Here is a 20,189-nt window from a genome sequence, read left to right as displayed (position 1 = left end):
AATGAACGATGCAATAGTTGATAATAAAAGTAAGATTGTAACTTATAACATCAGTGACATTGTTCCATATATTAATTGGGCTTTCTTCTTCTATGCTTGGTCGATGAATGGTAAGGCTAAAGAGGCTCAACAAGAACTACGTAAGGAAGCTGAGGCCCTGCTAAACGATATGGAAGAAAAGTATCACACCCATGCCGTCTTTGCATTGTGTGATGCTAATAGCGATGGTGATGATATCATCGTCAATGGAACACGTATCCCCATGTTGCGTCAGCAGAAGGCAGTTGCAGGAAAACCCAACCTCTGTCTTTCAGATTTCCTACGCCCTGCTGCATCGGGCATTAAAGACACTGTAGGACTCTTTGCAGCTTCTGTTGATGCGGCTTTTACAGAGAGTAATGGGGATGACCCCTATCAACGTATGCTATCCCAGACCATTGCTGACCGATTAGCTGAAGCTACAACAGAGAAGTTTCATGAGGATGTCCGCAAGAAATATTGGGGTTATGCAGCAGATGAGCAGCTTACAATAAAAGATCTCCTTGCTGAGAGATATCAAGGAATAAGACCAGCTGTAGGCTACCCATCTATACCTGATACCAGTGTTAACTTCCTTTTATATGAATTATTAGATATGAAAGGAATTGGGATTAGCCTAACAGAAAGTGGTATGATGATACCTCATGCCAGTGTATCTGGCTTTATGTTTGCTCACCCACAAAGTAGATACTTTGAAGTAGGGAAGATTGATGAAGACCAATTAGAAGACTATGCTCGTCGTCGTAATCAGCCTGTTGAGCTGTTAAGAAAGTTTCTTGTCTCCTCTTTATTGAAGAAATGATAGCTCGAATCGTTGTATATCTTATATTGATAATAGTGCTGTCCGACTTGTATATTGACATTCACTATTTCCGTAAGCGTTACCACGTATCTTGGTGGCTACGTCTATTGTGGTGGTTACCCTGCATCGGGATGGTAATCTATACCTGTGCAATGGCATCCATTCAGAACTTTGCGCCAGACAACCTCACTTGGTTGAACACTTATCTGTTCCTGCTCGGTATGTTTGTCGGACCTAAGGCTATCTTTGCACTCACATCATTCTTAGGTTCGATAGTTCGTAAATATATTATTCGTACAAATCGAAATTGGGGACATTATATAGGAGTACTTTTAGGTTGCTTTGCCTTTGGAGTATTTGTTTATGGACTCACATACGGAATATCAGATATACGCATCAGGCATGTAGACCTTTATTTCAAAGACTTACCAAAGTCGTTTGAGGGCTATAGAGTCGTACATGTATCTGACTTGCACCTTGGAACTTTCGATGGTTGGCGCAGTAAGATACTAAAAGCAGAGATGGATAGTATTGAAAAGCAAAAGCCTGACCTCATTTGTTTCACTGGTGATTTACAGAATATACGCCCAGAAGAGGTTGAAAGGATGTCGTCCTTTATTCGTCAATCCATGAAGGGGACTGTCTCCGTCTTAGGGAACCATGATTATACGGAGTATATAAAAGGTGATAAAAGAGAGAAGGCAGCGCAAGAAGAACGATTAGTCAATGCTGAAAGGAAGATCTTAGGCTGGACACTCTTACGCAATCAGAACATTTGTATCACATCACCTAAGAAAGAGTCTATTTATATCTGTGGTACAGAAAATGACGGTATGCCTCCCTTCCCAAATCATTCTGATTATAAGAAAGCAACACAAGGCATAGCACCAAATTCGTTTATAATTATGCTACAGCATGATCCATCTGCTTGGAAGCGTTCTATCCTTCCAAAGACAACAGCACAACTGACGCTTAGTGGACATACACACGGAGGACAAATGCAACTTTTTGGATGGCGACCAACGAGTGTACGCCAGCATGAAGACTATGGAGTCTACGAACAAGATGGTCGTTTTCTCAATGTTACGGCTGGATTAGGTGGTCTTGTCCCCTTCCGAATCAATATGCCTAACGAGATTACTGTTATAACATTACATATAAAGAAATAGAATAAACGGAAACATATATGAGCAATACAGTATCGCAACAAAAAAAGCAAACGTCAATAGTGATGTTGGTTATAACCTTTCTATATAGGGTTTACATGCTATTCATTGCTTTCCCACTCTTTTTCATTGCGTCCATCTTTACTGCATTAACCACAACCATTGGTTGTCAACTCGGTAATGGACATTTCTGGGGATACTACCCAGGGAAATGGTGGTCATGGTTTACTATCAGAATACTCTTCCTCCCCGTAAAGGTTGAAGGACGTGAACACCTCAATCCTAAACAGAGCTATGTATTCGTCAGCAATCACCAAGGTGCGTTCGATATCTTTCTTATTTATGGCTTCCTTGGTCGTAACTTCAAATGGATGATGAAAAAGTCTCTTCGTAAGATACCATTGGTAGGCTTAGCGTGTGAGAAAGCACACCATATTTTTGTGGATAAGAGTGGAGCAAGCAAAATCAAAAAGACTTACGACACAGCACGTGAAACACTTCATGAAGGAATGTCAGTGGTTGTATTCCCAGAAGGGGCACGTAGTTTTACGGGACACATGGGTAAGTTCCGCCGTGGTGCCTTCATGTTAGCAGACGAACTTCAGTTACCTGTTTGTCCTATCACCATCAATGGTTCCTTCGATGTTATGCCCCGTACGAATGATTGGCATTTCCCTGTTTGGCACCGACTGAGTCTCACCATTCATAGACCTATCCCACCTAAAGGGAAAGGTAGCGAATATGAAAAGGAGACTATGAACGAAGCTTACAATTCTGTTATGTCTGCTCTTACTCCTGAATACCAAGGTTTCGTAGAGAACCCAGACCAATAAAAACAGACAAAAACTTGTTAGTATCATATTTTTATACTACATTTGTCCTATAAAAACAAAAATCTATGACAAGCGATAGCATTGTAATTATACCGACATACAACGAAAAGGAGAATATAGAGAAGATTATCCGAGCAGTATTCCGACTGGAGAAACTTTTTCACATTCTGGTAATTGATGATGGTAGTCCTGATGGGACAGCACAAATCGTACATAATCTGATTAAGACAGAATTCTCTGATCGTCTCTTTATCATTGAGCGTTCAGGAAAGCTAGGATTAGGTACGGCCTATATCACTGGCTTCAAATGGGCTTTAGAACATGGCTACGAATACATCATTGAGATGGATGCAGACTTTAGCCACGACCCTAACGACCTTCCTCGCCTTTATGCTGCGACCCATGACGAAGGTTATGATGTTGCAGTTGGTTCACGTTATGTCAGTGGAGTAAACGTTGTAAATTGGCCTATAGGACGTGTATTGATGAGTTACTTTGCCAGCAAGTATGTTCGTATTGTAACAGGTTTCCATGTTCATGATACGACTGCGGGCTTCGTATGTTATCGTCGTCGCGTTCTTGAGACAATCCCATTGGATATGATTCGTTTCAAGGGCTATGCCTTCCAAATCGAGATGAAGTACACCGCTTTCAAGATTGGTTTCAAGATTAAAGAAGTACCTGTTATCTTCGTTAATCGACGTGAGGGAACAAGTAAGATGAGCGGTGGTATCTTCTCTGAAGCCTTCTTTGGTGTCATCCGACTCCGTATCGATGGTTGGTTCAGAAAGTATCCTAAGATTAAAAACTAACATTCGCTTTTACAAGAAAGAATAAACAAGCGGAGTAAATAAAAGGTAACAGCCACAATCTACATAGATTTTGGCTGTTACCTTTTATATATAGGTCTCTTTGTCTTCATTAGCCGAGCTGGCTTACTATATTGTACTCCCTCCTTATTATATAATAGTATAATGCTTTCGGCAAACATGTTCATAAAATCTGCCAACACCTATTTATAAGACATCAATGATGTCAAAAGGAACACTATTCTCTGTTGTAAGCCTTTCTGTTTATATGAGAAAGATATATTACTACAGAGAACAATGTTCCTTTGTTACTATGTCTTAACACACCTTACAATATGTCTTATTACCGAACTTACGCCTCCTTATCGTACTCGAGGTGGAAGTTAATGATTGTCTCAATACCCTTCAACCAGAGATCTACTGGCATATTCTCATTTGGAGAGTGAATAGCATTTGACTCCAAACCGAAGCCCATAAGAACAGTCTTCACACCAAGTAACTTCTCGAAAGTAGAAATGATTGGAATACTACCACCGATACGTACAGGCAATGGACGCTTACCGAATACTGCTTCAAAGCCACGCTCAGCAGCTTTATAAGCTGGGAAGTCAATTGGACAAACATAACCATGACCACCGTGATGCTTCTCTACCTTAACTGTAACATAATCAGGAGCAACACTGTTGAAATAATCCACTACCAACTGGCTAATCTTTGTATGATCCTGATGTGGCACAAGACGTGAAGAAAGTTTTGCGTATGCCTTTGATGGAATAACGGTCTTAGCACCATCACCTGTGTAACCACCCCAGATACCGCATACATCAAATGTTGGACGATAACCAGTGCGCTCGATTGTACTATAACCTTCTTCTCCGAAGAGTGCCTTAACACCAATAGACTTCTTATATTCCTCCTCATCGAAAGGAATAGATGCAACAAGTTTACGCTCCTCATCAGAAGCCTCCTCAACATCATCATAGAAGCCAGGGATACGAATCTTACCATCAGGACCAGTTACATCAGCTATCAACTTACAAAGTACATTGATTGGGTTAGCCACTGCACCACCGAAGGTTCCTGAGTGAAGGTCACGATTAGGACCAGTCACCTCTATCTGCCAGTAAGACAAACCACGCAAACCGGTTGTAATAGAAGGAGTATCAGGACCAATGAGACCTGTATCAGAAACGAGGATAACATCGCAAGCCAAGAGTTCCTTGTGTTCCTCAATAAATGGACCGAGGCTACCAGAACCAATCTCTTCCTCACCTTCAAAGATGAACTTCATATTATGCTTCAACAAGTCATTCTTGTTAAGATACTCGAATGCCTTTGCCTGCATGAATGACTGACCCTTATCATCATCAGCACCACGAGCCCAGATATGACCATCCTTGATAACTGGCTCAAATGGTTCAGTCTTCCAAAGTTCAAATGGCTCTGCTGGCATCACGTCATAGTGACCATAAACCAATACAGTCTTTGCATTAGGGTCAACCATTCTCTCTGCATAAACCATAGGATTACCCTTTGATGGCATCACCTCAGCTTTATCAACACCTGCCTCAAGCAGCAGTTCCTTCCAACGTTCAGCACAACGTACCATGTCCTCCTTATGAGTAGGTTGTGCACTTACGCTTGGTATGCGTATCAGACTGAACAACTCCTCGAGCATTCTGTCTTTATTCTCTTCTACATATTTCTTAATCATAATTCTTTATTTATTGTGATTATCTTCTTTATTATTTGAAAGTAATCAATGTTTCCATTTCATTGATAAATTTCTCAATCTGAATAAAATAAGGCATAACTTCTTCCTCCGTAGCATCATACATATCATCATAGTCACCAGATTGGCGTAACTCGTATAAACGGGAGAACAATCTCCCATAAGTTTTGTCGATAAGCCCAACAGAGATAAACTGCTGTCCTATAATATGAATAGTTCCTGCGTGTGTCTTTGCAGATAATCCTTTATCAAGGAGTAAAGCCTGTGCCATATGATAGACAGCATAATATAAACGATTCCCAACAAGACTCCAATGACCTAAACGAGCGTTGTCACGTGCTTCTACTAACACCGCCTTTGCTTTCTCAATACGGTATGCTACAAGTGCTTTTCGTTCTTCACTTGTCAACATAACAAAATCCCCTCTGATTCAACATTGTTATGGAAAGGAGAGTGAATTCGAGTAGCCCACTCCTGCAAGGTATAGATAATAGGATGTATCATTGCATTAATTTTCCATCCAAGTTCCCAGAAAGGATAGGTGAACTTATCATGATCAGATTCCTCTATTCTATCCTTATCAAGAAGAATGAGAATATCCCAGTCTGACAGTTCACTGGCATCACCACGCGCCTGAGAGCCGAAAAGAATTATCTTTCCGTTTTCAGGTTTTAACTCCATCGCAATGCTGCTAATAGCCTTCAACACATCATTATGTCTTACTTCTTTCATCATCTGTTCGCAAATTTAAGCATGATTTATGACTTTTGCAAGTTTTTCCGTGCTTTTTATTGTTGTTTACATGACTAAAACAAGATACGCTGACAAGCCTACACACGATTATTATAGACTTACCTATCGATTGAAATTAATCGTATATAGACACACAAGATAAAAAGGACTATCATTGAATTAATCTTGTCTAAGTATCGACAAGGTCGTATTCAAGGGATTATTGTCGTGAAAAGAAATATTTATTTACAAGAAGGTAATTATTTCTTTTCATGAGAATAAATTGGTTTTAACGGTAAGAAAACAAATAGACAACTGCCGATTAGACAATTTAATACCGATTATCCGACCGTACAAAAGGTCATATAATTTAGGTATATACTATGTATATAGCTATAGATTAGCTCCATGACTATCACACCCCCTACTCGATTACATCCTTTATGTCAATAGGTATGGGATGAAAGAGAGAACGATAAAGCAATCCTCTGTCAAGCGTTTACGACTGAGGATGCTCTATATCACGTAGAATCATTACGCCCTCTCCTACCGTCTTCACATCACTGACTACCATAGAACGTTTGCCATTTCGTTCTTTCAGATTACAACGGCGAGGATGAGAACCGATGTAGTTGAGAACTTTATCAAAGGCAGCACTCTGATAGTAGACACTATTAGGGTTAGAAACAAACTGCATTTGCATACGTCCCTGCTTAAGAATAATCTTCTCACAGCCTAATCGCTTACCTACACGACGAAGTGCAACGACCTGCATCAGTTCCTCACCTTGACGTGGAACAGGACCGAAACGGTCTTGTAGACGCTTACGATAGGCATCGAGGTCTTCGTCTTTTTCAATATTATCAAGCTCACGATAGAGTAGCATACGCTCAGAACTACCCGGCACATAGTTATCAGGGAAGTACATTTCAAGGTCGCTCTCTACAGCACAATCATCAATGAAGTCATCACCCGTGATCTGCTTTCCTTCGTCCATCTCCTCCTCATAAAGGTCTTGGAACTCATCATTTTTCAGCTCCATCACTGCCTGATTGAGGATTTTCTGATAGGTTTCATATCCCAAGTCCTCCATAAATCCACTCTGCTCAGAACCTAAGAGGTTACCAGCACCACGGATATCAAGGTCCTGCATCGCAAGATTAAATCCACTACCGAGGTCGGAGAAAGTCTCCAAAGCCTCCAGACGACAACGTGCCTCTGGGTTCAATGCAGCCAAAGGTGGCGCGAGAAGATAACAGAAAGCCTTTTTATTAGAACGTCCCACACGACCACGCATCTGATGTAGGTCTGAGAGTCCGAAGCGATGAGCATCGTTGATGATGATAGTATTGGCGTTGGAAATATCAATACCATTCTCAACAATCGTCGTTGAAAGTAGTACATCATAGTCATAGTTCATAAAACCCATAACTATCTCCTCCAACTCTTCAGGCTTCATCTGCCCGTGTCCGATAGCAATACGGCAGTCTGGCACGTACTTCTTGATAAGCTTTGCTATCTCAGGAAGATTGCTGATGCGATCATTTACAAAGTAAACCTGTCCGTTACGGCTCATCTCAAAGTTAATAGCATCTGCTATTACTTCATGCGAGAAAGAAGCTATCTCGGTCTGAATAGGGTAACGGTTAGGTGGCGGTGTACGCATAATACTCATATCACGTGCACCCATCAGTGAGAACTGGAGCGTACGTGGGATAGGCGTTGCCGACATCGTAAGGGTGTCAACATTCGTTTTCAGCTGTCTGAGTTTCTCCTTTGTTGACACACCGAACTTCTGTTCTTCGTCAATGATAAGGAGTCCGAGGTCATGCCACTTCACCGACTTACCTATCAACTTATGCGTACCAACAAGAATATTAATCTTTCCCTCTGCCAAATCCTCCAACACCTGTTTTGTTTGTTTAGCACTACGAGCACGTGAGAGGTAGTCAACACGCACTGGCATATCCTTCAATCGCTTCTTAAAGGTTTGGTAATGCTGGAACGCTAACACAGTTGTAGGCACCAATACAGCCACCTGTTTATTATCCACAGCAGCCTTAAAAGCAGCACGGATAGCCACCTCCGTCTTACCAAAGCCCACGTCACCACAAACTAGACGATCCATCGGTCGCGCGCTTTCCATGTCCTGTTTGAGTTCTTGTGTAGCCTTCAACTGGTCGGGCGTATCCTCATAAAGGAACGAAGCCTCCAATTCATGCTGCATAAACGAGTCTGGAGAAAAGGCAAATCCCTTTTCACGACGTCGCTTAGCATAGAGTTTAATGAGATCGCGCGCAATATCCTTGATACGCTTCTTCGCCTTTTCTTTCAGTCGGTCCCAAGCACCTGAGCCAAGAACAGACAGTCGTGGTGGTTCGCCACTATCACCACGACGATACTTACTAATCTTATAGAGCGAGTGAATAGATACATCAACAATGTCGTTATGTTGGTAGACAAGACGTATCATCTCCTGATAAGAGTCACCAGCAGGTACACGAACCAGACCGGCAAACTTACCTATACCAAAGTCTACATGCACTAAGAAGTCACCGGGTTCCATCTCTTGCAGTTCTTTCATCGTCAAAGCCATCTTACCTTGACGTGCCTTGTCTGACTTGAGATTGTACTTATGGAAACGGTCGAAAATCTGATGATCGGTAAAGAAACATACCTTCAGCGTACTATCAACAAAACCTTCATGCAACGTTCGGTTGACAGGTGTAAAAGGTAAGGCGCCCACCGTTGCTTCCCCACCCTCACCTGACAGTTCGGCTACAGATAAGTTCTCTGATTTAGCCGACACATTCGTATCTGACAAAGAGTCAAAGATATCCCTCAAACGTACAGTCTGCTTCTCGCTATCTGCAAAGATATAGAGTTTATAACCTTTTATAAGATAGTCACGAAGCGTCTTAGACAGCAAGTCAAAGTTCTTGTGAAAGAGTGGTTGTGGCGAGGTATTGAAGTTAATAGTAGCCCGTGAACCATCCTTCTTCTTTGCTAAATCGGAACAGGAATGATTAATACCGAACTCTATTCGACGGAAGTCAAGTGCATCATTCATCCATCTTGAAGCTGGTACAAGCTGTCCTTCCTTGCGGTAAGCCTGCTCCAGTTCATGCTGTTCTAACTCCGTCTTACCCTCTAACTTCTCCGTCAAAGCTTGATTAGTAAAGCCTTCTTGATAGATATTATCAATCGCATCACGCACATAGAGGAAATCCTTAAATGCCAACACGGCATCTTCTGGTAAGAACTGAAGAAATGGAACCTTCTCTTCTGACATCGTTGTCAATTCTGGAACAATCTCAACACGTGTCAACCTCTCTGTAGACAACTGCGTTTCTACCTCAAAGCTACGAATGGTTTCTATATCATCACCGAAGAAGTCGATACGGAATGGCAGTTCATTAGAGAAGGAATAGACGTCTATAATACTACCACGCACAGCAAACTGACCTGGCTCATAGACGTAATCCGTCTCTGTAAAGCCAAAAGAACGTAAGGTTTTCTCCACCTCTACAATATCAATATGCTGGTCCACTGTCAATGTCAAACGGCGTTCATCCAACTGCTTTTTTGATACAACAAGTTCTGATAGGGCTGAAGGCTCAGTGACAATATAAAGCGGTAGAGCGTTGTCTGTATCCGAAGCAAGGGCAGAAAGACGTGTTAAGACCTCTGTACGCAGGATTTCATTACCCGCATCACGCTGTCCATACTTCACTGCACGACGATAAGACGATGGAAAGAACAGCACCTCTGCCACCTTCCCTTCACCATCTGCAGGCATAGCAATTGTCTTAAGGTCATTATAGAAATAACCCGCCTCATCATTGTCGTTCAACACGAAAACAGTCGTTGTCTTCCATCGTTCAGCTATTGATGCAAAGAACATCGGGGCAGCTGAGGCCACGAGTCCCTGCAGGAAAACAGTCTTAACTGACTTTTCTTCCTGTATCTTCAATATCGCTCCTGCCTGTGGCAGCATAGCGTATAGTTTCTGTATGTCTTGTATCTTCATCGCAAATGCGTTGTGTTTGCAAAGTTACAACAAATTTCAGATAGACAGCAATTATCTATGAAATTAAGCAGAAAAGTACTTAAAGATTTGGTGGTTTCGTAAACTCTCCTTATATTTGCAGTCTGATTCAGTGGAAACAGAAGAGGATATGATAGGAAAACAAGGATGATTAACGTCTCCTTAAACCTATAAAAATCCTCATTGTACTATGGGCTTGTTTGGATTTGACGGCAAGACGAGATGGTACGTAAGCACGCGGAGCATCGTTGACTGGCTCCTAAATCTCAGTTATCAAACAATTAATTGGCGAAAACAATTACGCTCTCGCTGCCTAACCGAAGTACAGTAGGTTACTGGCTTTATCCGACTATTAGATAGTTGGACGAGACATCGCTCCGAGGATGTTGTTCCGAATCCAGAGAGTAAGCGATGCAGGTTCAATCGGAGATAGTTAGTGTATGCCTCAATACACTGATGAAGACTAAGAGGATAAGATGTCGGTTGGTGGTCCAGGTCTTGCCGACATACGAAAACCGAAGGCTGGAATAAACGTGTAGAAAGCGTATGGTTTCCTTGTGCGGACGTGGGTTCGACTCCCACCAGGTCCACTTTTTAATCCTAAAAGGGATTATCTAAAAATTAAAAGGCAGTATCAAAGCTTAATTTGATACTGTCTTTTTTTATGCTCTCATTGCTGAACTCATATACAGCTCTTCCGAGACATGGCCTGAGAAAGCCCACTGAAAGAAGGAGAGATTATGTCTTCTATTATCATAAAAAGTTTAATTTCGTTTTGCTGTCATATTTAACATTTTATGTAATATCCCTGTTGTTCAGCGTATTAAGTCATTGCTTTGAATGACAGGAATGACAGGAAAATTTATTTCCAAGTAATGTCTCCTTAGAAGCAATGCCCAAATCATATACATTTCTATCCTGTAATAGACCCTACAAGACAAGGATTATTTATGCAGCAATAGCGCTTTCAGATGCTCAAGGTGCCTCATCATACTTTGTTTCGTTTGCTCATCACGTTCTACACGACACGCCGCTTCTAAGTCAGATAAGAAGGGAAGATAGTCAGTCTCAGCTATAAAACGAGCCGCCCGTTCTCTTACTGCAGGGCTGTTATCAAAGAGTAAGCCTTGTACCCAGCGTTTAGCATCCCACGACCGACATGCCTGTAACCAGTCGAGTGCAGCTATCTTCTCCTTAGGCGAACCATATAAGAATGTTCTATAATATCCACGTTCCTTTCTCAAATCATCTTTCGTCATGAGAATCTCACGATTGTATAAATCGGGATTAACGACTCGCTTCGAATAGGCTACGACTGGCATGCGTAAGGTCCAACGCACCATGCGTGGTATCATCCACATCATTCCTGGTGTTGCCTCTGGGTGTGAGATACTACTAAAGACACGTCCTTTCCCATACTCATTGGCGATGAAGAATGGACGATTGTTCGTCATGTTAGCAGGTGCATTACCTTCTTCGTGCACATCGGTCTCCATCATCGCCATAGCCGTGTAGGGAAGAGGGACACTATCACTCTTCACAAGGACAGGACCTTCGTAATACATGACGTATGACTTATCACGCTTAGCAAGCTCAGGGAATAGTTTTTTACCTTCTGCCGTGAGGGAGAAGGCTGATATACCATGTCCACGGTTGTCATGTTCGATGTCTATTGCCTTTCCACCATTAATGTGCATACAAGCATATCCTGGTGTGTCTGTAAAGAGATAGGCACCGGCACAGATACCCACAGCACCTTTTCCTGAACGAATAAAGTTTCTTATTCGTTCCATGTTCTCCTCACCAAGATTCATGTACTGCGTTGCTCCTTCCCCTCCAGGGATGATGATAGCATCCAAATCACTCAAAGCTCCATTCGCAATATCGCCTGTTGTGATCGTTCTCACAGTCATGTCTGGGTCTAACTGTATAGACGCTATGGCCTCCCAAATACACGTTTGCGCACCGCCATTACCTTGGAAAACACCCACACGTACCTTGTTTCCTACTCCCCTACTCCATACACTCAGTCCTACCAAGCACATGGCAATGATAAAAATCGTTTTTCGTAGCATAATTGTTTATGTTAGTTTGTAATTCTTTTATAGTCTTGCTTGTTCATTATCAACCTGCTATGAACGAGACAAAGATAGTATTTATCTTTGATACTTACATGCTTACATACGTGTTTTAAGTATTTTTAGACTATTACTTACCGTCTTGTTCCACCTTATTATATAGTCTCCACTCATCTCCCCTACCCTTTCCTACCAATAAGCGGACAACCAACTCCCTTACACGACATTATCACTAAACAAAGCAGAACGAGCGATTGATTTCCTTGTCAACGCCTATTACGCTCTTTATCACTTACGAAACACCTTGCCCAACATCTTTTTATAGGCTCGTGATTATGCCACACAGCCAAGGTCATTAGGGTGAGAAGCCTCAATTATAGCGTCTTCCGTGAAAGGAGACACCTTGTATAACTGATAAAAAAACACACTACCTAACTCCATGGAAGCAAAGTGTAATGTCAAACCAACCACCTCATTGTATCATATCCATTATTGTCATCATCGCTATTCCTTATCATATAAATGTACACGGTGCACGAAGTCGGGTATCATCACGGGTATTGAGCCATTCTCAACAGATAGTTTAGATAGTTCCGCAATGCTGCACCACTCCGCTAAGTCATACACATCCATATCCAAAGGGAGCCCATCTTGCAGACACTGAGCGAGCCGTAAGTCCATAAAGAAGGACATCCCACCTCGTGAATCGAGCTGTTTGGCTAAAGCGATAGTCTCTGATGAGAAGGAAGGCGCATAATGACTGAGTAGTCTCTCTATCTGAACAGTATTCAAGGGTGTGTCATCTCCCTCTATATCAATACCCACCTTGGCCGCAACCATAGGGCTCAATTGCATTTCCGGGGCAGGATATTTAGCGGCATACCCCTGTGTACCAACCGCTTGGAACATCCTACTATAAGGACGTGGAGTCATCACATTATGCTGTATAAGGATAGTCTTCCCCTTCACCGTCCGTATCATCGTAGACGTTTGGTCGCCATTAGCAAAGTCATCGCAGTCTGTCCCCATCACCGTTTGATACATCTCCCGCCCCTTAAAAGCATTAGATTGCATCGCCGTAAGGTACTGCATGCTGTCAGAACGGTGTATATCAAGGAGCCTACAAGCTGGTCCTATACTGTGCGTAGGGTAGATATCGCCGGCATGCCGACGTGTGTACTCCATGCGCCAAGGCATCCAACGGTCGCCGATAGGGTGTGCATACCCCCCTTCAACATGTATAAGCTCACCGAGTAGACCCTCTCTTACCATTTGACAGACCGCCATCTCAAAGTAGTCATACACCACATTCTCTAACATCATACAGTGTTGTCGTGTCCGCTCGGCCGTATCTACCAGTTTCCAAATGTCTTTTAAGGTGAGTGCTGCTGGTACTTCCACAGCGACACACTTCCCCTGTTTCATTGCATGAACGGCTATAGGGACGTGCGACATCCAATCCGTGCACACATAAACGAGATTGACTGCTTGCTGTCGGCACATATCGACGTAAGCTGTCTCACCCCAAAAGACCATCGGACGAGACTTCCCTAACTGCTCAACATGCTGTGCCACCTCCTCAGCCACCTCTCTTGAAACATCACAGACAGCAGCTATCCGAACCCCAGGGATATGACACCAACGTGTAACCGCCATCCGTCCACGAGCGCCAACACCCACAAAAGCCACCTGCAAGAGGGACATCGGCGGGAGTGTCAACGACAGAACATCACGCTGACCAACAGCCCGAGCTGGGATAAAGGTTTCTAACGGACAAGCAATAGACTTCACTTTCATTGTTATTGTAGGTTTTATTCTGTGCCAACATACTTAAGGCATGGGAAGATGTTGCACTATGCTCTCTTCCCTTTCGAGTGGAACTGAGTCCTTACACAGCACTAACTCACTCCTCGAAGGTCTCCTATTTCCCTATTGCAGTCTGACGATAACGACCATAACCAGTCATAAAGCGAAGCTTAAACATGAAGAAAGATACCCGTCAAGTACATTGTCATGACTTGCAAAGATAGTCAATTATTATCGAAAACATTGTATGTCAGCTGACTTTTGGAGATATTTATGTCAGCGCATAGACTGAGATTATTATTAAAACAACATTCGTTTGAACTGAAAGACAAGACTGTAATAAATCGTCCTCACACCATTCAGCCTTCAAAACGTCCATTTCCGATGAGAACACATGCCTGATAACCCCTGCTATCTATCTTTAATTCACGCTCACTTACGTATCTTTATAGAAAATGATTACCTTTGCAAAGTAGTTTAGAACAAATCACAACGATATGAAAAAACAGCTTATTTTGCTTTGTGCGTTGGCCTTCTCCGCATCGCTACACGTCACAGCACAATCGTTTAAGAAGCAGATTAGTGCTCGTCCAGAGCTTTCTGCCAACAATTACCTTGCTTATCCGACTCCTTCTGGTAAGCTGACACCTGCTCCGTCAGGCTATCTTCCTGTCTATCTCTCCCACTACGGCCGCCATGGCTCACGTTATCTCATCCATGCGCAGCAATATCTCCGACCAATACAGACGCTCGAGCGAGCTGATTCTGCAGGCGTCCTGACCAATGAAGGGAAAGATGTATTGAAGAAGTTACACCTCATGTATGCTGAATCCTACAAGCGATGGGGCGAGCTAACACCGTTGGGAGCACAGCAGCATCAGCAGATTGCAAGAAGAATGTATCGTCGTTTCCCATCCGTTTTCCGTGATTCAGTGTGGGTAGATGCCAAGTCTACGGATGTTATCCGCTGTATTCTGTCCATGGAAAACGAACTGCAAGAGCTGATTCGACATAATCCTCGCTTACGCATTAGGCATGATGCGAGTGCACATGACATGTATTTCATGAATCAATCAGACAAGAAACTGTCTCACCTAAGGGATAGTAGTGCTGTAAAAAACACGATTGACGAGTGGGGCAAACGCAATATCGACACCAAGCCATTGATGGCTCGCCTCTTTAAGGATAAGGAATACGTGGCCAAGAAGGTAGATGCAGGACAACTCGCCTTCGACCTCTTCAGTCTGGCAAGTATTGTTCAGAACTCTGAGATACGCCATTCGATCTCATTGTACAACATCTTTACATCGGATGAGTTATATCGTCTATGGGAGCGAAGCAATGCTTGGTGGTATCTACGCTATGCCAGTGCACCACAAAGTGGAGGTAAGCAACCGTTCTCACAGCGCAATCTCTTGCGTAAGATTATTACCGATGCCGACTCTTGTCTGGCCCTACCTCACCTAGGTGCAACCCTTCGTTTCGGTCATGACACGATGGTTATGCCATTGACTTGTCTACTTAATCTTAATAACAACGACATTAGCGTATCGGATATAGATAGTCTCGACCTAAAAGGTTGGAGCTCTACTCGCATTGTCCCTATGGCTGCTAACATTCAGTTCGTATTCTATAAGAACCCTAAGAAGCCTAATGCCGATGTCCTCGTGAAGGTTTTACTCAATGAGGAAGAGGCTACGCTGCCCCTTCCAAAGACCTCTACACCTTATTATTATCGATGGAGTGACTTTAAGAAATACTATCTTTCAAAGCTAAACAGCTATCGTGAATAAGGGGCTGCACGCTCTTCTTTCTAACAGCTGATGGTGGGTACTTCCCATCACCAGCTGTTTTCTTCCCCCACCCCTGTCCCTTTTACTCATCAAAGCCCTGACCGTTTGTCAATAATTTTCACCTTTCTTAAATCCAACACACGCCCTTCACGGGGTAAGAAGACGCCCTTCTACAGTCAAGAACATGCCCTTCTTGCACATTAAAGAGGCCCTTCTTGATGCAAGAAAGGCCTATTCTTTAATACTAAACCTAACCACCTGATTTATTGAATGTTACAGACTCGATTATAGAAGGTATCACACCCCTATCTTGAGAGTATTTTGTTAAGTGATATGTAATGATTTTTCATAATCTTACTAATCCTACTGATAAGGGGAGAAACCGCTACCCATGAAAGTGTTTGGAAACTTATATAACCCTAAAAAGAATGTTTGAAACACCCACGCAATTATCGGATGAGCTAAAGAAAAAACTTAGAATGATAAAAGTAAACGAGCATTAAGTTTATACCCAATGGGGTATAATTACGTTAAATAAGTATAAGATTATACCCGTTAGGGATGTTCTACGCTCTTTTTCATATTTTTTTCGTATATTTGTACCCGATAAGGTATAATCAAAATGGAGAATAATCAATTATCAACCACACTAAAGCAGCTACGTAAAGAGTATCATCTTACGCAAGAGGATATGGCTTTCAAGGCTGGAGTAGGTCTACGCTTTGTCCGCGAAATGGAGCAAGGAAAAGCTACATTACGTATGGACAAGGTGAATCAAGTGCTTCTACTGTTCAACCTACAATTAGCCCCTGTACCCATTCCAAGGCAAGAACCACCATTATTATATTCATCGAAATGAGACAAGGACAGGTATTTGTTAAGAATCAATTGGCGGGTATCATAACAGAAGATGAGACTGGTTACGGCTTCACTTACGCACAAGCATACTTAGATAGTGACCATCCCACACCTGTTAGCCTTACCTTGCCATTAAGCAAGAAGGACTATCACAGCAATGTTCTATTTTCCTTCTTTGATGGTCTCATACCCGAAGGCTGGATGCTGAATATTGCTGAACGGAACTGGAAAATCAATCGACATGACCGCATGGGATTACTACTCTCATGCTGTCGTGATTGTATAGGTGATATTAGTATTGTCCCCATTGAACAAAAAGAAACGGAAAGATGAAACGATGTTTGTGCTGTTATAGACCCTTGCATGCAGGAGAAATAGACTATCACCCACAATGTGCAAAGAAGATATTTGGCTCTCCCACAGCGCCAGTATTACCATATACACGTAAGGACATCAACGACTTAGCGCAGGTAATCGTTGCTAATAGCACCACTGTGACAGGTGTACAATCAAAGTTATCAATAGACCTTCAACAGGATAATACAGGTGGGCCTCAACGCTTAACAATAGTGGGATTGATGGGGCGCTATATCCTTAAACCACAAACAGAACGTTTTGAACGACTGCCCGAAATAGAAGACCTCTCTATGCACTTGGCTGAGATTGCAAAAATACCGACCGTCCCTCATACGCTCATTCGCTTTGTTGATGGCGAATTGAATTACATCACACGGCGAATAGATAGGACAGACGATGGGCAGAAACTACCTATGGAAGACATGTGTCAATTGAGCGGTAAGCTCACAGAACAGAAATATCAAGGTAGCTATGAGTTGATTGCAAAAATCATAGAACAGTATTCAAGTTTACCGCAATTGGATAAGATAAACTATTGGCAACAGGTCGTCTTCTCATGGATTATTGGTAATACTGACATGCACTTAAAGAACTTCTCCTTGTATAGTCCACGCACAGATCATTACGTTCTCAGCCCTACTTACGATCAAGTGTCTACTAAGATTGTTATGCCAGAAGACACGGAAGAAATGGCATTAAGCCTCAACGGATTCAAAAAGAAACTACTTGTTTATGACTTTAGAGAGGCGATGTATTCCACAGGCATTACTGAGGTAGTGACAAATAGGATACTGTCTGACTTCTCAAAGTTTAGAGATAAGTGGTTTGCTTGTATAGATTCTTCATTCATAAGTGACGATCAGAAAAAGAACTATAAAGCTCTTATCGATAGTCGATTAGATGTATTAGCATGGGAATAGCTGCTCCTTTGTACATAAAGTAGAGATATTCACGAAGCTTTTGAAATAGCTGCTGACACAATCTGGACACACTATAAGAAACGAGGAAATCATTATTTGCTGTCATTCCTATCATTGCTTTTGCATTAAAAAAGTATTGTGCACCAACGAGTTAACGCAAATGTTAAAAATGACAGCAAATAAAAACAAAACTAAATCAGGGATTTATCATGTCTTATAGAGGGCTTTTATTTTAGGTAAATCACTTTGCTTTGTCCACAACTTGCAATAGGTCGCGCCCCCGTACATGCTTATTTGCAAATAGTCGAATGATATTCTGGAAAGGAACTGGCATCTGTGCAAAGTCGCTATTATCACAGTCAAAGACAGAACGCCTATTTACCTCAAGCCATACACATACATCTCCTTGTCCATATTGTTCAATTTCTCCATCATAATTTATAGATGCCTCTGGATGCTGATGAATGAAAGTAACAATACTATCATTCGCCTCCTGGGACAACTTAAAACTAATTTTATTCTTAAAATCAACCCCATCGTCGTCTATACTCATTATCCGTGTCCGTGTGTTATATTCGAACTCATAGTTTGGAAGAGAGCTTCCGTAACAGAGTAAATGACAATTGAGAATATAGTTTCGTTCCTTCATCAGATAAGACTTACGTAGGTTTAGAATTTCCTTCTGATGCCGCTTATATAATAAGGAGTCGGTAACAAAAAGGCTATAAGCCTTCATACCTCGATCTTCATCAAGCTTATTATCCGACCATGCCACCAGTACTCCCCACTGGTCATAGAACTTCCATTGTGTAGAATCAGGGATTATCGGTGAATCACCAGTGAACCCTTTATACTTCACCTTATCTACTATTACTCCCCTATCGCACACGAAGAACGAATATTTAGATAAAGCATAACCTCCTGTAATGACATGAATCTTATCCTCATACCACACAGTTTTTGGAGCTTCAATAGTGAACAAAAGCAGACCGATAAATCCAATCACAAAGACAACACCACTGATGAGGATTATCGCTAAGACACCTAATATCTCATGATAGTTAAAGCTCTTCTTGATGACTCTCACTATAGGATAAAGCCATATAGGGAGGGTGCAGAGCATGCCATAATACAATATGCTGTCTAAGACAACATTGAGCTGTAAGTCATCAGACAGGCACATGTGCAATATCCACCAACTGAAGCACAGTAGGATGTGTAGTAAGAAGATGGAATATACAATCCGCTTAGTTGTCATAACAATCAGTATTTGTTATGGATAAGGAATATACTCCCTTATTCGTGCGTGATAAATCGTTGTTCGGCTAACTGCTCATACTTCGTACCCTTACGACCATAGTTAGCGTATGGATAGATGCTGATACCCCCACGAGGAGTGAAGATGCCTGTCACCTCGATGTACTTAGGATCCATCAACTTGATGAGGTCCTTCATGATAGTATTCACACAGTCTTCATGGAAATCACCATGATTACGGAAGCTAAAAAGATAGAGTTTAAGACTCTTACTCTCAACCATTCGCTCGTCAGGGACGTATGAGATACGTATCTCAGCAAAGTCGGGTTGTCCCGTAATAGGGCACAGACTCGTGAACTCAGGACAGTTGAAACGCACCCAATAGTCATTCTCTGGATGCTTGTTCATAAACGTCTCCAACACCTCTGGCGCATAATCCATTCTGTATTGGGTTGCAGAACCTAACGACTGCAAGCCCTCTTCGTTTCTTTCCATAATCGTTTATATTGTTTTACTTGCAAAGGTAATACATTGTTAGTAAACTACAAACACCTTCACAAGATATTACCAAAGAAGATGACCGACCTCTCCTTTTGTTGTCTCCGATATTCAAGAGGACTGCAACCCAGCCGATTGCGCACGTACTTCCCAAAGAAGCTTGTGTTAGGGAAGCCTAATAAGTTACTAATCTCCTTCACACTCATATCCGTTGTGCGTAGGTAGTTGCTGATAGCAGGTCGACTAAGAAGCCTACAAAGAACCTTGCACTTGAAATTCAACAAGCTTACGACCATTAGAATTAACGCTTGTTAGAGCAGTTTCTGACGTACAGGACTACTCTCACACATTGACATCTTATATGAAAGTCGGTAATGTAGAACTAAAAGTAATCGTCTTATCAACTTTAAGAAAGTAAGTAAACAATGAGAAAAGACATACTATTATTTCACTCGCTCATA

17 protein-coding genes and 1 other RNA gene are annotated in these 20,189 nt (G+C 42.1%); 9 read left to right on the top strand and 9 right to left on the bottom strand.

Going from position 1 to position 20,189, the window contains the following annotated elements; genetic code table 11:
* Position 1 precedes the first annotated feature (1 nt).
* The 4 genes from AXF23_RS12710 (at position 2) to AXF23_RS12695 (ending at position 3,652) form a co-directional block, all read left to right on the top strand.
* The gene (locus AXF23_RS12710) at positions 2–841 is read left to right on the top strand and encodes a vitamin B12 dependent-methionine synthase activation domain-containing protein (RefSeq protein ID WP_107625554.1); all 840 of its coding nucleotides are present in this window, start codon (positions 2–4) and stop codon (positions 839–841) included.
* Positions 838–2,010 carry a metallophosphoesterase gene (locus AXF23_RS12705; protein WP_107625553.1) on the top strand — a complete coding sequence of 391 codons (1,173 nt, stop codon included), beginning with the start codon at positions 838–840 and terminating at the stop codon, positions 2,008–2,010. Before AXF23_RS12710 ends, AXF23_RS12705 begins: the two co-directional genes overlap by 4 nt.
* Before the next feature lie 17 nt (positions 2,011–2,027).
* Entirely contained in the window at positions 2,028–2,840 is an 813-nt protein-coding gene (locus AXF23_RS12700; RefSeq protein WP_107625552.1) for a lysophospholipid acyltransferase family protein, read from the top strand.
* A gap of 65 nt (positions 2,841–2,905) precedes the next feature.
* Entirely contained in the window at positions 2,906–3,652 is a 747-nt protein-coding gene (locus tag AXF23_RS12695; RefSeq protein ID WP_107625551.1) for a polyprenol monophosphomannose synthase, read from the top strand.
* 349 nt (positions 3,653–4,001) lie between these two features.
* Here the strand turns inward: AXF23_RS12695 and AXF23_RS12690 are convergent, their stop codons facing one another.
* The 4 genes from AXF23_RS12690 to mfd form a co-directional block, all read right to left on the bottom strand.
* Positions 4,002–5,363 (bottom strand): dipeptidase, encoded by a 1,362-nt coding sequence (locus AXF23_RS12690; RefSeq protein WP_107625550.1) that lies wholly within the window; start codon positions 5,361–5,363, stop codon positions 4,002–4,004.
* 31 nt (positions 5,364–5,394) lie between these two features.
* Positions 5,395–5,793, bottom strand: a complete 399-nt coding sequence (locus tag AXF23_RS12685) for a HEPN domain-containing protein (protein WP_107625549.1) — start codon at positions 5,791–5,793, stop codon at positions 5,395–5,397.
* Positions 5,787–6,116 carry a nucleotidyltransferase domain-containing protein gene (locus AXF23_RS12680; RefSeq protein ID WP_107625548.1) on the bottom strand — a complete coding sequence of 110 codons (330 nt, stop codon included), beginning with the start codon at positions 6,114–6,116 and terminating at the stop codon, positions 5,787–5,789. Before AXF23_RS12680 ends, AXF23_RS12685 begins: the two co-directional genes overlap by 7 nt.
* Before the next feature lie 496 nt (positions 6,117–6,612).
* Positions 6,613–10,143, bottom strand: coding sequence for a transcription-repair coupling factor (gene mfd / locus AXF23_RS12675; RefSeq protein ID WP_199222194.1), 3,531 nt, complete (start codon positions 10,141–10,143; stop codon positions 6,613–6,615).
* A 210-nt stretch (positions 10,144–10,353) separates the two neighbouring features.
* Here mfd and ssrA point away from each other — a divergent pair.
* Positions 10,354–10,754: a transfer-messenger RNA gene (gene ssrA, locus AXF23_RS12670) on the top strand.
* Positions 10,755–11,105: 351 nt separating this feature from the next.
* Here ssrA and AXF23_RS12665 read toward each other — a convergent pair.
* Positions 11,106–12,236, bottom strand: coding sequence for a BPL-N domain-containing protein (locus AXF23_RS12665; RefSeq protein WP_107625547.1), 1,131 nt, complete (start codon positions 12,234–12,236; stop codon positions 11,106–11,108).
* A 507-nt stretch (positions 12,237–12,743) separates the two neighbouring features.
* Positions 12,744–14,036, bottom strand: a complete 1,293-nt coding sequence (locus AXF23_RS12660; RefSeq protein ID WP_107625546.1) for a Gfo/Idh/MocA family protein — start codon at positions 14,034–14,036, stop codon at positions 12,744–12,746.
* Between the two features lie 506 nt (positions 14,037–14,542).
* Here AXF23_RS12660 and AXF23_RS12655 point away from each other — a divergent pair.
* The 4 genes from AXF23_RS12655 to AXF23_RS12640 all read left to right on the top strand — a co-directional run bounded on the left by AXF23_RS12655 (position 14,543) and on the right by AXF23_RS12640 (position 17,973).
* Entirely contained in the window at positions 14,543–15,838 is a 1,296-nt protein-coding gene (locus AXF23_RS12655) for a histidine-type phosphatase (RefSeq protein WP_107625545.1), read from the top strand.
* Positions 15,839–16,460: 622 nt separating this feature from the next.
* Positions 16,461–16,697 carry a helix-turn-helix transcriptional regulator gene (locus AXF23_RS12650; RefSeq protein WP_107625544.1) on the top strand — a complete coding sequence of 79 codons (237 nt, stop codon included), beginning with the start codon at positions 16,461–16,463 and terminating at the stop codon, positions 16,695–16,697.
* Positions 16,694–17,029 (top strand): HipA N-terminal domain-containing protein, encoded by a 336-nt coding sequence (locus AXF23_RS12645; RefSeq protein WP_089366442.1) that lies wholly within the window; start codon positions 16,694–16,696, stop codon positions 17,027–17,029. The genes AXF23_RS12650 and AXF23_RS12645 overlap by 4 nt, the downstream gene beginning before the upstream one ends.
* Positions 17,026–17,973, top strand: a complete 948-nt coding sequence (locus tag AXF23_RS12640; RefSeq protein WP_107625543.1) for a HipA domain-containing protein — start codon at positions 17,026–17,028, stop codon at positions 17,971–17,973. The genes AXF23_RS12645 and AXF23_RS12640 overlap by 4 nt, the downstream gene beginning before the upstream one ends.
* A gap of 241 nt (positions 17,974–18,214) precedes the next feature.
* On the opposite strand, the gene AXF23_RS12635 is transcribed toward AXF23_RS12640, so the two are convergent.
* Genes AXF23_RS12635 through AXF23_RS16370 form a run of 3 tightly spaced genes read right to left on the bottom strand, consistent with a single transcriptional unit; the run spans position 18,215 to position 20,024 of the window.
* Entirely contained in the window at positions 18,215–19,231 is a 1,017-nt protein-coding gene (locus AXF23_RS12635) for an endopeptidase (RefSeq protein ID WP_233251304.1), read from the bottom strand.
* A 38-nt stretch (positions 19,232–19,269) separates the two neighbouring features.
* Positions 19,270–19,725: a preQ(1) synthase gene (gene queF / locus AXF23_RS12630; RefSeq protein ID WP_009011552.1), complete on the bottom strand. Its 456-nt coding sequence runs from the start codon at positions 19,723–19,725 to the stop codon at positions 19,270–19,272.
* 59 nt (positions 19,726–19,784) lie between these two features.
* The gene (locus AXF23_RS16370; RefSeq protein ID WP_233251303.1) at positions 19,785–20,024 is read right to left on the bottom strand and encodes a helix-turn-helix domain-containing protein; all 240 of its coding nucleotides are present in this window, start codon (positions 20,022–20,024) and stop codon (positions 19,785–19,787) included.
* Positions 20,025–20,189 lie beyond the last annotated feature (165 nt).

It is taken from the genome of Prevotella sp. oral taxon 313 (assembly GCF_003043935.1).
In the GTDB taxonomy this organism is placed as follows: Bacteria; Bacteroidota; Bacteroidia; order Bacteroidales; family Bacteroidaceae; genus Prevotella; species Prevotella jejuni.
Note: the sequence above shows the minus strand (reverse complement) of the source record. Positions and strands in the feature narration are given on the sequence as shown.